Origin of the sequence: Micromonospora sp. NPDC007220 (genome assembly GCF_040634035.1) — a bacterium.
Classification (GTDB): domain Bacteria; phylum Actinomycetota; class Actinomycetes; order Mycobacteriales; family Micromonosporaceae; genus Micromonospora; species Micromonospora reichwaldensis.
Genome location: NZ_JBEYEU010000001.1, coordinates 630,430 through 645,396 on the forward strand (window position 1 = coordinate 630,430; position 14,967 = coordinate 645,396).

The 14,967-nt window shown below is 73.6% G+C and carries 12 protein-coding genes; 3 read left to right on the forward strand and 9 right to left on the reverse strand.

Features of this window, described 5'->3' with window-relative positions:
• Nucleotides 1-4: 4 nt before the first annotated feature.
• The 7 genes from ABZ573_RS03085 to ABZ573_RS03115 are packed head-to-tail and all read right to left on the reverse strand — an operon-like array spanning nucleotide 5 to nucleotide 7,774.
• Nucleotides 5-1,336, reverse strand: a complete 1,332-nt coding sequence (locus tag ABZ573_RS03085) for a TrpB-like pyridoxal phosphate-dependent enzyme (RefSeq protein WP_358115164.1) — start codon at nucleotides 1,334-1,336, stop codon at nucleotides 5-7.
• Nucleotides 1,333-1,602 carry an acyl carrier protein gene (locus ABZ573_RS03090; RefSeq protein WP_151453759.1) on the reverse strand — a complete coding sequence of 90 codons (270 nt, stop codon included), beginning with the start codon at nucleotides 1,600-1,602 and terminating at the stop codon, nucleotides 1,333-1,335. The genes ABZ573_RS03085 and ABZ573_RS03090 overlap by 4 nt, the downstream gene beginning before the upstream one ends.
• Nucleotides 1,599-2,879, reverse strand: coding sequence for a glutamate-5-semialdehyde dehydrogenase (locus tag ABZ573_RS03095; RefSeq protein WP_358115167.1), 1,281 nt, complete (start codon nucleotides 2,877-2,879; stop codon nucleotides 1,599-1,601). The genes ABZ573_RS03090 and ABZ573_RS03095 overlap by 4 nt, the downstream gene beginning before the upstream one ends.
• Nucleotides 2,876-3,616: an SDR family oxidoreductase gene (locus ABZ573_RS03100; protein ID WP_358115170.1), complete on the reverse strand. Its 741-nt coding sequence runs from the start codon at nucleotides 3,614-3,616 to the stop codon at nucleotides 2,876-2,878. The genes ABZ573_RS03095 and ABZ573_RS03100 overlap by 4 nt, the downstream gene beginning before the upstream one ends.
• The gene (locus ABZ573_RS03105) at nucleotides 3,613-4,338 is read right to left on the reverse strand and encodes an alpha/beta fold hydrolase (protein ID WP_358115173.1); all 726 of its coding nucleotides are present in this window, start codon (nucleotides 4,336-4,338) and stop codon (nucleotides 3,613-3,615) included. Before ABZ573_RS03105 ends, ABZ573_RS03100 begins: the two co-directional genes overlap by 4 nt.
• Nucleotides 4,335-7,529, reverse strand: coding sequence for an amino acid adenylation domain-containing protein (locus ABZ573_RS03110; protein WP_358115176.1), 3,195 nt, complete (start codon nucleotides 7,527-7,529; stop codon nucleotides 4,335-4,337). The genes ABZ573_RS03105 and ABZ573_RS03110 overlap by 4 nt, the downstream gene beginning before the upstream one ends.
• A complete protein-coding gene (locus ABZ573_RS03115) occupies nucleotides 7,526-7,774 on the reverse strand; it encodes a phosphopantetheine-binding protein (RefSeq protein WP_151453764.1) in 249 nt (82 codons plus the stop codon). The genes ABZ573_RS03110 and ABZ573_RS03115 overlap by 4 nt, the downstream gene beginning before the upstream one ends.
• A 769-nt stretch (nucleotides 7,775-8,543) precedes the next feature.
• Between ABZ573_RS03115 and ABZ573_RS03120 the strand changes: the two genes are divergently transcribed.
• Genes ABZ573_RS03120 through ABZ573_RS03130 form a run of 3 tightly spaced genes read left to right on the forward strand, consistent with a single transcriptional unit; the run spans nucleotide 8,544 to nucleotide 13,365 of the window.
• Nucleotides 8,544-9,902, forward strand: a complete 1,359-nt coding sequence (locus tag ABZ573_RS03120) for an MFS transporter (RefSeq protein WP_358115179.1) — start codon at nucleotides 8,544-8,546, stop codon at nucleotides 9,900-9,902.
• Entirely contained in the window at nucleotides 9,899-11,449 is a 1,551-nt protein-coding gene (locus ABZ573_RS03125; protein WP_358115182.1) for an amino acid adenylation domain-containing protein, read from the forward strand. The genes ABZ573_RS03120 and ABZ573_RS03125 overlap by 4 nt, the downstream gene beginning before the upstream one ends.
• Before the next feature lie 41 nt (nucleotides 11,450-11,490).
• Nucleotides 11,491-13,365, forward strand: a complete 1,875-nt coding sequence (locus tag ABZ573_RS03130) for an AfsR/SARP family transcriptional regulator (protein WP_358115185.1) — start codon at nucleotides 11,491-11,493, stop codon at nucleotides 13,363-13,365.
• Nucleotides 13,366-13,445: 80 nt separating this feature from the next.
• On the opposite strand, the gene ABZ573_RS03135 is transcribed toward ABZ573_RS03130, so the two are convergent.
• Nucleotides 13,446-13,841: a RidA family protein gene (locus ABZ573_RS03135; protein ID WP_151455537.1), complete on the reverse strand. Its 396-nt coding sequence runs from the start codon at nucleotides 13,839-13,841 to the stop codon at nucleotides 13,446-13,448.
• 181 nt (nucleotides 13,842-14,022) lie between these two features.
• Nucleotides 14,023-14,874: an AraC family transcriptional regulator gene (locus ABZ573_RS03140; RefSeq protein WP_358115188.1), complete on the reverse strand. Its 852-nt coding sequence runs from the start codon at nucleotides 14,872-14,874 to the stop codon at nucleotides 14,023-14,025.
• Nucleotides 14,875-14,967 lie beyond the last annotated feature (93 nt).

Below are 14,967 nucleotides of genomic sequence, written 5' to 3' on the forward strand. Positions count from 1 at the left end.
CCCTTCAGATCTCGTGGACCGCGCGGAGCGACGCCGTCGCCGCCCGCAACGCGTCCGCGTCGGCCGGCCGGTCCTCGGGCAGACCGGCGAGGAGCTTGTCGTACGCGGCCAGGTCGAGCAGGCCGTGCCCGCTGACGCAGACCAGCACCCCGTGCCGCGCCGGGTGCCCGGACTCCCGCCCGGTCGCCACGCGGGCGGCGGCGGCCAGCGCGTGACCCGACTCCGGCGCGGGCAGCACCAGCTCGGTCAGGGCGAACGTCCGGCCGGCGGTCAGCGCCTCCCGCTGGCCCACCGCCAGCGCCGAGATCTGCTCCCGGTGCCGCATGGCGGAGATCAGCTTCGCCGCGCCGTGGAAGCGCAGCCCGGCCGAGTGCGACGCGGGGATCGCGTACCCGCTGCCGATCGTGTACATCGGCTCCATCGGGCCGGTGCCGGTGGAGTCGGTGTGGTCGTAGGCGTACACCCCACGGGTCAGCTTCGGGGTGGCGCTGGACTCGACCGCGATCAGGTCGGCGGGCACGTCCAGCTCGCCGGCCCGCCAGGCGGCGAAGAACGGCAGGGCCAGCCCGCCGAAGTTGCTGCCGGCGCCCACGCAGCCGATCACCGCGTCCACGGTGGCGTCGATGGCGGCGAGCTGGTCGATCGCCTCCAGGCCGATCACCGACTGGTGCAGGATGCTGTACGTCTCGCCGCTGCCGATGCAGAACGCCCGCTTGGGATCCGCCCGGGCGTACTCGACGGCCTCGCCGATGGCCAGCGCGAGGCTGTTGCCCTGCCCCGGCTGCTCGGCGGCGGCGCGTCCCACCCCGGTCAGCGGGCTGGGACTGGCGTGCAGCTCCGCGCCGTAGAGCCGCATCAGGCTGCCCCGGTACGGCTTGTCGCGCAGGCTCCCGCCGACCATGAAGACGGTGCAGGCCATGCCGAACGCGGCGCAGGCGGCGGCGAGGGCGCTGCCCCACTGCCCGGCGCCGGTGCCGGTGACCAGCTCCCGGAAGCCCGCCCGGTGGTAGTAGTGGGCCTGCGCCAGCGCGGTGTTGAACTTGTGGCTGCCGGAGATGTTCCCGCCCTCGTACTTGACGTAGATCGGGACGGTGGCCCCGATCTCGGCCTCGAAGCGGCGGGCCCGCCACAGCGGCGCCGGCCGGTAGGCCCGGTAGCGCTCGGCCACGGGCTCCGGGATCGGCCAGAACTCCCGGGCCGACACGCTCTGCCGGATCAGCTCCAGGGGCAGGGTGGCGGTCACCGGGCCGTCGGTGTCCTCCGGCGTCACGTCCGCGGGCAGTTCGTAGCCGAGGTGCGGCAGGACGCTGCGCCAGGCCCGGGGCGTCTCGGTCACGACTCCTCCTTCACCACGTCGGCGACGACGTCGACCAGGTCCGCGACGGTCGTGAAGACCCGCCCGGCGAAGATGTCGTCCGGCAGCGTCACGTCCAGCTCGTCCTCCAGCCGGACGAGCATGCCGAGGAAACCGAGCGAGTTGACCCGCAGCAGGTCGCCGTTGAGGGGCTCGTGGTCGTCGACCGTGCCGGGGTCGACCGCGAGCCGGGACTCGCGTACGACCAGCCGTTTCACCGCCTCGTTGATCAGGGACCGGTCCGTCATGCCGCCTCCGTCCCGTCGCCGCGCAGCCTGCCCCCGGCGTCGACGACCCAGCTCCAGGTCAGCAGGGCGGACAGGTCGACGGGCCCGCGTACGTGCAGCCGGCCCGTGCTGATGGACAGCTCCGGTCCCAGTGCCATCGTCGGACCGTCGTGCAGGCGCAGGGAGCCGTTGACCACCAGCGCGGCGGCGTCCACCCTGGCCAGGAACCCGTCCACGACCGCCGGGTCGGTGGCCACCACGCCCTCGGTGTGCCGGGAACCGAAGCGGCGGATGTGGGCCGCCGCCTCGTCGAGGCCGGCGACGGGCCGGATGCCGACCGCGCGTTCCAGGAACTCGCGGCCGTCGTCGGCGGCGGTCAGCTCGGCCACCGGCGCCCCGGCGGGCACGGCGGCGGTCAGCCGGGGGTCGACCCGCAGCAGCCACGGCTCGGTCAGCCCGGCGCCGGCCCGCAGCAGGGCCCGGGTCAGCTCCTCGGCCACGTCGGCGTGGGCCAGCACCAGTTCGAGGGTGTTGCACGCGGTGGGCTCGCCCAGCTTGCTGTCGAGCGCGATCCGGGCGGCCAGTTCCAGGTCGGCGCTGCGGTCGACGTAGAGGTGGTTGACCCCGCCGCCGCTGGCGATCACCGGGATGGTGGAGCTGGTCTGGCAGTAGTCGATCAGCGTCGGGCTGCCCCGGGGGATCAGCACGTCGACCGCGTCGTGCCGCTTCAGCAGGGCCCGCACCAGCCGGCGGTCGGGGTCGGTGACGATCCGTACGGTGCCGTCGGGCAGCCCCGCGTCCGCCAGCGCCTGCCCGACGACGACGGCGAGGGCCCGGTTGGTGGCCGCGATCTCCGACCCGCCGCGCAGGACGGCCACGTTGCCGACCGCCACCGGGAGCAGGGCGCCCTCCACCGTCACCGTCGGCCGCGCCTCGAAGATCATCAGAACCACGCCGAGCGGCTTGGGCAGCCGGCGTACGGTGGCGCCGTTGCCGGCCCGGTGTCCGGCGCTCGGCGCGGTCACCGTCGGCAGCGCCGCACGGGTCCGCGCGATCAGGTCGACCAGCGCGTCGAGGTGGCGCTTGCCGAGCGCCAGGCGGTCCACCAGCTCGGGGCCGAGGCCCGCCTCGGTGCCCCGGGCCACGTCGGTGGCGTTCGCCGCCAGGACGTCGGCCCAGCCGGCGGCGAGCCGGTCGGCGAGCGCCGCGCAGTACCGGTCGTAGCGCACGTCGCCGGGCGGGGGCAGCTCGGCCCGGGCCCGCGTCGCGCCGTCCAGGATCTCGTCCACATCGGTCACCACATGAACTGCCCACCGTCCACGATCAGCTTCTGCCCGGTCAGGTATCCACTCGCCGGCCCGACGAGGAACTCCAGGGCGTCGGCGATCTCCTCGGTGGTGCCGATGCGGCCCCGGGGGATCTCCGCGACCACCGCCGCCCGGGCGGCCGGGTCGTCCAGCCGGAACCGGGTCACCAGCTCGTCGGTCTCGGTCATGCCCGGGATCAGGCAGTTGACCCTGATCCGGGGCGCCAGCTCCAGCGCCAGGCACTTGGTGAGCTGGAGCAGGCCGGCCTTGCTGGCGCAGTAGTTCACGCCGTTGCGGCGGGGGCGGATGCCGGTGGTGGCCCCCACGTTGACGATCACGCCGTCGCGCCCGGCCGCCAGCATCGCGGGCGCGAACGCCCGGGTGAGGTGGAAGACGCCGGAGAGGTTGGTGTCGAGCACCCGCCGCCAGTCCTCGGTCGACATCTCCAGGAACGGCCGGTCGATGTTGATGCCCGCGTTGTTGACCAGCACGGTCGGCGGGCCGTGCTCCGCGAGGACCGTCTCCACGGCGGCGTTGACCGCGTCGGCGTCGCCGACGTCGAGCCGGACCGGGTGGAACGCGGCGCCGAGCTCGGCCGCTGCCGACGCCGCCGCGACGGCGTCACCCCGGTACGGCGCGACCACCCGGTGCCCCAGCTTCACCAGCCGGCGGCTGAAGGTGAGCCCGATGCCCCGGGTGCCGCCGCTGACGACCGCGAGCGGGCTCATCGCAGCACCGCACCGGAGGCGCGGCCGAGGAACGGCGTCACCTCGTCGACGAGCTGCGGCAGGCGCTCGGGGTCGAAGACGTCGAAGTGCCCCGCGTCGAGCCGCCCGGCGCTGAGCTCCGGCGCCAGTTCCCGCCACCGGGCCTCGGCCTCGGCGCGGAACCCGAACTCCTCGTCGGTGCACATCAGCATCAGCACCCGGCCGGCGTACGGCCGTTCGGCCCGGTAGTCGGCGAGGGCGGCGACCTGGGTGTCGAAGACCCGCCGGACCCGCTCGACGGTCGCCGGGGCGGGGCGCGGCCCGAGCATCCCGACGACGGTCTCGCGGACCCGGGCGTCCTCCTCGGCCGTGGCGCGGCGCGGCAGCGGCGTCGCGTCCACCAGCACCAGGTCGGGCAGGTGCCCCCGCTCGGCCAGCCGGACGCACAGCTCCCAGGCGACCGAGCCGCCGAGGGACCAGCCGAGGACAGCCGCCGGGACCGTGCCGTCCGCGTCCAGCGCCTGCGCCGCCGCGTCGGCCATCTCGGCGATGCTGAGTTCCGGCTCCTCGTCGGGCAGCAGGCCGGCCGCGCGTACCGCCGCGACGTTGTGGGTCTTGCCGATGGCCGCGGCGAGCCGCAGGTAGGGGTGCAGCCCGCCACCGGCGCCCGGCAGCAGTACGCACGCCGGTCGGGCGCCCCGCCGCAGCAGGGGGACCAGCCGGCCGGGCAGCCTGGTCGTCACGGCGTCACCGCCGCATCGTCGCCGCCCCGCCCCGCGCGGACGAGCCCCGCCAGGGTGGCCACGGTGGGCGCGGCGAAGAAGTCGACAAGCGGCACCGCCACCCCGTAGCGCTCCTGCACCTCGGCGAGGGTGGTGAAGATGTTCAGCGAGTGTGCGCCGTACTCGATGAGCGGGCGGTCCGGCCGGATGCCCTCGACGTCGAGCACCCCGCCCCACAGCCCGGCCAGCTCCCGCTCCAGGTCGTCGGCGTACGCGACCTCGGCGGTGTCGGCGCTCTGCTGCTCGACCAGCAGCTCGTCGGCGAGCCGCAGCAGGGCGTCGCGGTCGGTCTTGCCGGTCGGCGTGGTCGGGACCCGGTCGACCGGGAAGATCCACAGGGGACGCATGTAGACCGGCAGCGCCGTGGTCAGCCGTTGGCGGACCTGTTCCGGGTCGACGGTCGAGTCCGCGTCGGGACGGACGAACAGCCCGAGTTCCCGGTCGGACCCGGAGCCCCGGACCACGGCCACCGACTGTCGGACGCCGTCGACCTGGTTCGCGACCGCCTCGATCTCGCCCAGCTCGATCCGGTACCCCCGGATCTTGACCTGGGTGTCCATCCGGCCCAGGAAGACCAGGTCGCCCCGGTCGTCGCGGACCACGAGGTCCCCGGTGCGGTACATGGTCGCGTCGGGCGCACCGGAGAACCGGTCGGGCACGAACCGTTCGGCCGTGATCTCCGGGTCGTTGATGTAGCCGTCGGCGGGGCAGTCCCCGCCCAGGAGCAGCTCGCCGGCGACGCCGGGCGGGGCGAGGTGGCCGGTGGCGTCGACCACGTACGCGCTCACCCGCGGGTACGGCTGGCCGATCGGCACGTGGGTCGGCCACACCGCGTCCCGGTACGACAGCCGGTGCGAGGTGACCGCGTGGGTCTCGGTGGGGCCGTACAGGTTGACCAGGGTGCAGTGCGGGTGGGCGAGGAAGAAGTCGCGGATCTCGTCGTCGACGATGAGCTGCTCGCCGGAGACGCACAGGTAGCGCAGCGCGGGCAACCGGGTGCCCCGGCTCGCGGCGGTCTGCACCAGGGGTCGCAGCGCCGCGACCGGCAGGTAGACGTGGGTCACCTCGGTCCTGGCGATCCGGCTGAGGACGGCGGTGAACATCCGCCGGTCGGCCGGCTCGCGGGAGACCACCGTCCCGCCCGCCGCCAGGGTCGGCAGGATCTCCTGGAAGGAGACGTCGAAGCCGAGCGGGGCGTACTGGAGGAAGCGGGTCTCGGCGTCCATGCCGAGGGCCGCGATCTGCCAGCTGGTGAGGTTGGCCAGGGGGCGGTGTCCCATCTGGACGCCCTTGGGCTGCCCGGTGGAGCCCGACGTGTACATCACGTAGATCGGGGCGTCGGGATCGGCCAGCGGGTCGGGCACCGGCTCCGTCGTGGCGGCCAGGTCCGCCACCGCGACCGTGGGCACGTCCGGCACCAGGGCCTCGCCGACGACGAACTCGCAGCCGGCCCGCCGGACCATGTACTCCAGCCGCTCGGCGGGCAGGCCCGGATCCAGGGGGAGGTACGCCGCGCCCCGGCGGAGGATGGCCAGGATGGCGGTCACCGTGTCGCAGAGCGTCGTCGCGGCGAGGCCCACCACGGCCCGGGGGCCCACGCCGTGCGCGGCGAGCCCGGCGCTGATCCGCTCGGCCTCGGCCAGCAACTGGCGGTAGTCGAGCCGGCGGGTCGGGTCCTCGATCGCGGGGGCGTCGGGTCGCTGCCGGGCCGCCGCCGTCACCCAGTCCCACGGCGTGTCGCCGGTCAGCGGGCTGGTCCAGCCGTCGGAGCGGACGCTGGCCGTGGCGGAGGCGTCGGCGAAGAGGTCACCGAGCCGTTGCGAGCCGTCCCGGACCGTTCCGCGTACGGCGTCGCGCAGCGAGGTGAGCAGCCCGTCGGCGACGACGGGTGCGATGAGCTGCCGGTCGTACTCGAGTTCGAGCAGCCAGCGGCCGTCGACGGGGGTGGCGCCCAGCCAGAGGTCGAACTTGGCGGTGCCGTTGCCGGGCTCCAGGACCCGCAGCACGGCCCCGCCCGGTTCGGGTGTGAAGGTGTCCTGCATGGCGAGCATCGCCGAGAACAGCGGGTTGCGGTTGCTGGATCGGTCGGGCCGTACGTCGGCGACGAGCCGGTTGAAGGTGACGTCGACGTTCGCGCGGCAGAAGTCGATGGACTCCCGGACCACCTTGCCGAGATGCTCGTCGACGGTGCGGCTCCACTCCACGTCGACGGTGACCGGCAGCGTGTTGACGAAGAAGCCGCCCAGGTCGAAGGCGCCGATCGTGCGGCGGGCCATGAACGGGCTGCCGACCAGGACGCTGGACACGTTGCCGTGCCGGGCCAGCACGGTGCCGTAGATGCCGGAGAAGAAGACGAAGGGGGAGATCTCCAGCCGCCGGCAGGTCTCCGACAGCGCGGCCGTCTCGGCCTGGCTGAGGTACCAGCTGACCCGGTCGCCGGTGAACTCCGTCTGCGCGGCGCGGCCGGGCAGGGGGGCCAGCACCAGGGGCGGGACCTCCCGCAACCGGGCCGCCCACTCCCGGGACCGGTCGACGACGCGGTCGGAGGTGGCGGTGCGGTTCTGCGCCGCCAGCTCCTTGACGAAGGCCTTCTCGCGGGCGGCGCGCCGCTGCTCGACCTCCGCCCCGGCGAGGCGGCCGGACAGTGCCTCCTGGAGGTCCCGCACCAGGGGCCCCATCGACACGCCGTCGAGGATGATGTGGTGGTCGCAGAGGAGGACGGCCACCCGGGGCTCGTCGACGCAGCGGACGACGGCGAAGCGGTACGCGGGGCCATTGGCCAGGTCGAACTCGGGTCGGCCGATCCGCCGCTGCGCCGCGCCGACGGCCTCCTCGAAGTCGCGCAGCCGAGCCGTGACCCGTTCGAGCGGGAAGTCCTCCGGACCCGGCGGCGGGGTGAGCCGCGCGTGCATCTCCGGGAGCAGCCCGAAGACCTGGCGCATCGCCGGCTGGACGGCGACCACCGTGGCCAGCGCGCGTTCGATCGTCTCGTCGGGGATCGACGGGTCGATGTCGAAGCGGACGAGCTGGTTGTAGACGGCGCGGCCGGGCGAGCGTTCGTTGACGACCAGCAGCCCCTTCTGCGACTCGGTGATCGGCAGTCGCACCGGCCCGGTGTCCGTCGCGGGTTCCGTCCCGGCCGTCGTGGTCACCGTGCGCCCCCGGTCTCGGCGCCCACGGCGCTCAGCTCGCGTAGCCACTGCTTGAGGTCACCGACGGTGCGGAGGTCCACCAGGCGGGTGGCGTCGATCTCCGCGTCGTCGTCGTCGGCCAGCTCGACGGCGAGCCGCAGCAGGGACAGCGATTCGAGGCCGGCCTCCAGCAGGGGGGTCGAGTCGTCGAAGGCCACCGACGCGTACTTCGCGATCGTCGTGTCGAGGTCAGCTGGAGTCGTCATCCCTGCTTCCCGTTCACCTGAGGTCGGCCGCGCCGCAATGATCGGAAACCGGGCGAGGAGCCGGGCCGCCGATCGAGGTGGGGGTCGACTGAATTTGCGCTTGAAAGTTCTACGGGTCCGAGCATCCCGGCGCCGATGTTCTCTCGATGTTCCCGGGATGGAATGTCGTTGGTCGCTGATTCGGGTGGCATCCCGGAGCCCGTCCGGTACCGGGCGGAGGCGGCGTAAAAGGGGCGCTGGCCAGTGGCGCGAGCCTGGAGGCGGGGCCCGGCGGGGCGGCAATGCCGCCGTAATCGCCTCAGATGCGGCACCGGGCGACAGAAACCCCCGTACGTATTATTCGGGTCCCGGTGGGCTGCCGTGGCCGCCGCCGGAAGGGCCGGCCGACGCACTGACGTGAGGATGGACACGTTCCCCCGGATGACCTATGGTGCAACCAGCGCAACGCAGAGTATTCCCATAAGGTGCGAAAAGGACTTTCCGCGATTGTTGGAGCCGCCTGCCGATACCCGTACGACCACCCTGTCAACGCGCGGACCCCGATGACCTGCGACTCCGTTCAGCCCCGGCGACCGGTCCGATCGGAATTGCCGGCGATGGCCGGGGCGGAAGTGCGGGATCGGTCCCCGACCCGCCCGGCATTGCGTGTCAGCTAATTGACAAGCACGGTCGGGTAAATGGTCCCTTATCGTTTGTCCGGGTGCTGTGCGAACTCCGCGGCGGAGTTCTGATTCACTTCTCCCAATTCAAGACCGTGCGAGGGATTGTCGTGGCCACAGCTCAAACCACAGCGCAGGCGGATCCGCCCGGAGCCAGGCGAAACGAATGGATTCTGGTCATCTTCACGGGCACTACCAACATCGCCGACGCGGTGGCCCGGATCGCCCTCCCGCTGCTCGCCGCCCAGATCAGTCGATCACCCGTCGTCGTCACCGCCGTCGCGGCCATCATGAGCCTGCCGTGGTTGGTGGCCGCGCTGCACGTCGGCGTCTTCGTCGACCGGATGGACCGGCGGGCCCTGCTGATGGGCGCCGAGATCGCCCGGATGGTCGCCGTCGGCGCGCTCCTCGTCGCCGTGCTCGCCGCGAGCCCCACCCTGGCGCTGATCTACGCCGCCGCCCTGGTCATCGGCCTGGCCGACGTGGTGGCCGGGATCGCCGGAGTCTCCATCGTCCCGTCGGCCGTGCCGAAACACCGCTGGGAGACCGCCAACGCGCGGATCACGGCCCTGGAATACCTGTTCAACGGCTTCGCCGGGCAGCCGATCGGCGGCTTCCTGGTGGCGGTCGGGTTCGGGCTCGCGCTCAGCGTCACCGGGTTCGCCTACGTGGCCGGCGCGGTCCTGCTGCTCCTGTTGGTCGGCAACTTCAAGGTCGCGGCCCCCGAGCGCAAGCGCTCGGTCAACGAGGACATCCGCGAGGGCCTCCGGTTCCTCTGGCAGCACCGGCTGCTCCGGACGATGGCGCTGCTCATCGCGATCATGGCCGGCTGCTGGGCGGCGTGGCTCGCCCTCATCCCGGTCTACGCCGTCGGCGGCCCGCTCGGCCTCGACGAACGGCAGTACGGCTTCCTGCTCACCGGCCTCGGCGCGGGCGGGGTGATCGGCACCGTCATCGTCGGGCCGGTCAACCGGTGGATCGGCCGACGCTGGTCCATGTTCACCGACATCGTCGGCGCCTTCGCCCTCGTCGCGGCCCCGGCGCTGCTGCCCGCCGCGCCGTCCAGCGCCTGGGCCATCGGCGCCGCGGCGTTCCTCGCCGGCGCCGGCGGCACGATGTGGACGGTCAACTCCCGGTTCATCACGCAGTCCCTGGTGCCGGCCGACATGCTCGGTCGGTTCAGCGCCGCGAGCCGCCTCGTGGCCTGGGGCATGACCCCGGTCGCCGCGATCCTCGCCGGCATCCTCGCCGAGTTCTTCTCCTACCAGGTGGCGTTCGGCTTCTTCGCGGTGCTCTGCGTACTGCTGATCTACCCGTTCTTCAAGGTGGTCACCCGGGAGCGCATGGCTGAGGTCGACGGCCCGGCCGCCGCCCCGGCGTCCGGCGACCCGGACGACAGCGGGGGCGCCGGCACCGCCGACGACGGTGGGGACCGGCCGGAGGCGGCGACCACCGGCGGCTCCCGGTGAGCGCGGACGACCCGACGCTCTTCCAGGGGTTCACCGACACGGTCCGCCGCCATCCCGACGCCCCGGCGCTGCGCGTCGCCGGGCACGAGCTGACGTACGCCGAACTCCTGGACCGGGTCGAGCGGCTGGCCACCCGGCTGGTCGCCCTGCACGGCCGCCCGCCCCGGGTCGTCGGGCTCTGCGCGTCGCGCAGCCTCGCGGCGTACGTCGGCTATCTCGCCACGCTGCGGCTGGCCGCGACCGTCGTGCCGCTCGGCCCCGACGCGCCGGCGGAACGGATCCGGCGGACCTGCGCCCACGCCGGGGTGGACGCCCTGCTCGCCGACGACGCGGGCGGCCGGGTGGCCGACGAGGCGGCCGGGCCGGTCGGCGTCCTGCACCTGCCCGACACCCCGGAGCAGCGCTGGTACGACGTGCCGGCCGAGCGGTGGACCGACGCGTACGCCGGCGGCCCCGACGACGTCGCGTACACCCTGTTCACCTCCGGATCCACCGGCACGCCCAAGGGGGTGCCGATCCGGCACCGCAACCTCGCCCCCTACCTCGCGCACTGCGTGCAGGCCTACCAGGTGGGGCCGGGGTCGCGGCTGTCGCAGACCTTCGAGCTGACCTTCGACCCGTCGGTGTTCGACATGTTCGTCGCCTGGTCGTCCGGCGCGCTGCTGGTGGTCGCCGCGCCCGGCGACACCCTGGCCCCCGTCCGCTACGTGAACGACAACCAGATCACCCACTGGTTCTCCGTACCGTCGGTGATCTCCCTGGCCCGCCGCCTGCGCACCCTGCGTCCCGGCAGCATGCCGGGCCTGCGGTGGAGCCTCTTCGCCGGTGAGCAGCTCACCCTGGCCCAGGCGCGGGCGTGGGCGGACGCCGCGCCGGGCAGCACCCTGGAGAACCTGTACGGGCCCACCGAACTCACCGTCACCTGCACCCGCTACCAGCTTCCCGCCGATCCGGCGCGGTGGCCCCGCACCAGCAACGACACCGTGCCGATCGGGCGGATCCATCCGCACCTGGAGGGGGTCCTGCTGGCGGCCGACGGGGCCGCCGGGGACGACGGCGAGCTCTGCGTGCGGGGCGGCCAGCGGTTCGACGGCTACCTCGACCCCGCGCAGAACCCCGGCCGGTTCGTCGACCACGACGGCCGCCAGTCGACGCCGGTCGACGGCCCGCCCGGCCCGGCGAGCTGGTACCGGACGGGGGACCGGGTCCGCCGGGAGGACGGCGAGCTGGTCCACCTGGGGCGGCTCGACGACCAGGTCAAGATCCACGGCTACCGCATCGAGCTGGGCGAGATCGAGTCCGTCCTGCGCCGGCACCCGGGGGTGCACGACGTCGTCGTCCTGGCGCTGCCCGGTGCCGGAGCGGTCGAGCTGCACGCGCTCTACACCTGCGACACCGTGGCGGAGGCGGCCCTGGCGGAACTGGTGGCCGACCACCTGCCGCCCTACATGGCGCCGGCGCGGTACCACCGGGTCGAGTTCTTCCCGGTCAACGCCAACGGCAAGGTCGACCGCCGGCGGCTGGCAGCGGACGTCGGACTGGTCTGAGCGGCGCCGACTCCCACCACGCTCACGAATCGAGAGCAGAGATGCCCATCCCGCGGCAAGCACCACCCGCCCGCCTGCGTTTCCGGTTGATGGGGCCGGTGGAGTTCCACGACGGCGTCCAGTGGCGGGGGATCGGCTCGGCGAAACAGCGCGCGTTGCTGGCGATGCTGCTGCTCAAGGCCGATCAGGTGGTGTCGCTCGAACAACTGGTGGCCGAACTCTGGGACGACAACCCGCCGGCCTCGGCCAGCGGCCTCGTCGCCGGGTACGCGTGGCGGCTGCGCCGCGCCCTGAACGACCGCGACGGCCGCGTCCTGACCACCCGCAGTCCCGGCTACCGCCTGGTGGTCGCCGCGGAGACGATCGACATCGGCGAGTGCGAGCGGCTGATCAGGCAGGCCCACGCCGATCTCGCGGCCGGCCTGCCGGACGCCGCCGTCGAGGGGTTCGACGCGGCGCTGGCGCTGTGGCGCGGCGCCCCGCTGGCCGACGTCCGGCCGACCCCGCTGGTGATGGCCGAGGTAGCCCGCCTGGAGGAGACCCGGATCGCGACGGTCGAGGCCCGCATCGGCGCCGAGCTGGAGCTGGGCCGGCACGGCATGCTGCTGCCGGAACTCAAGGTGCTCGTCAGCCAGCATCCCCTGCGGGAGCGCCTGCACGCCCACCTGATGACCGCCCTGTACCGCGACGGCCAGCAGGCGGTCGCCCTGGGCGCGTACCGCGACCTGCGGCGGTTGCTGGTCGACGAGCTGGGCATCGAGCCCAGCGAGTCCCTGCGCGACCTGGAACAGCGGATCCTGCGCAACGATCCGGCGCTGCGGCTGCACCACCCCGGGGCCCGCCCACCCGTGCGGGTGGTCACGCCGAGCCCGCCGGCCTCCCGGTTCCCCGCCGACCCGGTGGCCCTGCACGGGCGGGGGGTCGAGCTGGGCCGGCTGGTCAAGGGAGTGCGGTCCGGGCGGCCAGGCGTGGTCCAGGGGCTGGCCGGCGCCGGCAAGACCGCCCTGGCGGTGCGCGCCGCGCACGAGCTGGCCGCGGAGCACCCGGGCGGGTCGGTGTTCGTGCCCATGGGCGGGGGGACACCCGAGGGGCCGGCGGAGGCCGCCCGGGCGGTGCGGGTCCTGGCCGAGGCGCTCGGGTTGTCGTCGCCGACGGGCGACGACCCCGCGTCGGGCTGGTCCGCCCTGTTGACCGGCCGTCGGGTCGTGGTCGTCCTCGACGACGTGGCGACCGCCGCCCAGGTACGCGTCCTCGGGCCGGTGCCCGTCGGATGCGCCCTGATCGTCACCTCACGCTCCGGGATGACCACCCTCGACGGGGCCACCCGGGTCTCCGTCGGCGCCCTGGACACGGACGACGCGCTCGACGTGCTCCGGTACCACCTCGGCGCCGAGCGGGTGGACGCCGAGCCCGAGGCGGCGCGGACGCTCGTGGAGCGCTGCGACGCACTGCCCCTGGCCCTGCGGATCGTGGCCGCCCGGCTGGCGACGCGGCAGAACTGGTCCCTCGCCGCCTTCGCCGCCCGGCTGGCCGATCCCGCCGCCCGGCTCGACGCCCTGGTCTGCGAGTCGATGTCGATCCGGGACTGCCTCGCCGGCGCGGTACGGGTGCTGACCCGGTACGGCGACGGCGACGGTGTGGCGCTGCGGGCCCTGCGGCTGCTGAGTCGACTGGACCGGGGCCTGGTCGGCGTGTCGAACCTCGCCGCGCTGTCGGGCCAGCCGATGGCCGCCGCCGAGGTCGCCGCCGAACGCCTGGTCGACGCGGGGCTCGCCGAGGCGCTGCCCGACGGCCGCTACCGGATCCCCGAGCTCGTCCGTGCCCACGTACGCGAACTGGGCCGCAGCCCCGAGTGCGACCAGGTCGTGGCCCTGCGCGGTCAGCATCCCACCACGACTGCCCGACCGCGCCGGTGAGCCGGCCCGGACGGGCACGCGGCACGGCGGCCCGGCTGCCGGCGGGTGATCGTCGCCGGGTCGGCCGTCGGACGGGCCGGTCAGGCGACGGCGATCGCCTCGATCTCGATGATCCACTCCGGGTCGAAGATTCCGGTGACGATCACCGTCAGGGCGGGGCGGTGTGCGCCGAGCACCTCGTTGCGGACCTTGGTGTTGACGTCGGCGTGCCGGCGGTCGGCCAGGAACGTGGTCACCTTGACCAGATTGTCGACGTCCATGCCGGCGTCGGCGAGGACGGCCCGGATGTTGTCCCAGACCAGCCGGCACTGCGCCTCGGGGGTGGCCGGGACGTGGCCGTCCCGGGACTGGGGGATCTGCCCGCTGATGAACAGCATCCGCCCGGCGGTCTGGACCTCCAGCGCGTTGTGGTAACCGCCCGTGGCCTCCGGCACCGACTCGGGGTTGATCGGCCTCATCTGCATGGTCTCGATCACGTGTAGTCCTTCCGATTGTCCGGGGAATCCGGATTACGGACTGTGACCTTAGTCTAAAGGTCGTCCCGGGGGACCGAATCCCGGACGGACCGGAACCGCGTCTCGCCCGGGTGTCTTCTGGTACCCGGATCGGGGTCCGACCCAACCTTTCCGGGGGGTGTCTTCGGCGTGGGAACGTCAGCTACGGGCGGGAGGCCCCTCCGGGCTCGTCGGCGGTGTGCCTCATCGCGGCGGCGCGGCCCGGCGTGTAGCCGTACTCCCGGGCGAAGGCGGCGATGAAGGCGGACGGGCTGGCGTAGCCGATGCGGTGGGCAACCTCCCCGACGGGCCGGGTCTCCAGCAGCGCCAGCGAGGCACGCAGGCGCAGCTTCGTCCGCCACTGCGAGTACGACATGCCGAACTCGCGGGTGAAGTCGCGTTGCAGGGTCTTGACGCTGACGTGCAGGCGTTCGGCCCACTCGGCGAGGCTGGTGGTGTCACCGGGGTCGTGTGCCAGCGCCATGGCGACAGTCACCGCGACGCCGGGCCGGCCGGCCTGCCGGTCGTCGGCCGGGTGGGACGGGACGCCGATGCCGGCCATGATGCGGCTGCGGGCCTCGGGGGCGTCCCGCTCGTCGTACCCGGGGTCGGTGAGCGCGAGGACGAGCCGTGCCGCCTCGGCGTCGATGGCGGCGACGCCGGCCCGCAGCCCGTCGAGGGCGGCGGGCACCTCGCGCAGGCAGATCCGGTAGACGGTCTGCCGGTCCGCCGCCTGCACCTCGTGGGTCACCGCCCGGTGGGCCCAGAACACCTCGTCGGGGCCGGTGAAGCTGGTGTGCCGGCCGTGCCGGGCGGAGAGCAGGCCGTCGGGCGACCAGTAGAGCTGGTGCAGGAAGTCCTGCCGGTTCTCGCCGAACGCCAGGCGGGTTACCGAGCGGTATCTCAGGACGAGGATGCCGTCGGGTTGGCCGAGGCCGTAGCCGAACTCCTCGCAGCTGACGGGATCCGCCGCGAGGGGCTCCGTGACGGTGACGCTCTGACCTCTCCCCGACATGGGTTGACCTCTCGTCGACATCCCGGAACCTTTGGTAAGGCTAGCCTAAGCTTTGCAGCCCAGCGGGGCTGCCACCCCCTTGCAGCCCCTCGA

Coding starts and splice junctions, on each gene's coding strand:
- ABZ573_RS03130 (WP_358115185.1), top strand. CDS start 11,491: ATGCCCATCCCGCGGCAAGCACCACCCGCCCGCCTGCGTTTCCGGTTG.
- ABZ573_RS03090 (WP_151453759.1), bottom strand. CDS start 1,602: ATGACGGACCGGTCCCTGATCAACGAGGCGGTGAAACGGCTGGTCGTA.
- ABZ573_RS03140 (WP_358115188.1), bottom strand. CDS start 14,874: ATGTCGGGGAGAGGTCAGAGCGTCACCGTCACGGAGCCCCTCGCGGCG.
- ABZ573_RS03115 (WP_151453764.1), bottom strand. CDS start 7,774: ATGACGACTCCAGCTGACCTCGACACGACGATCGCGAAGTACGCGTCG.
- ABZ573_RS03100 (WP_358115170.1), bottom strand. CDS start 3,616: ATGAGCCCGCTCGCGGTCGTCAGCGGCGGCACCCGGGGCATCGGGCTC.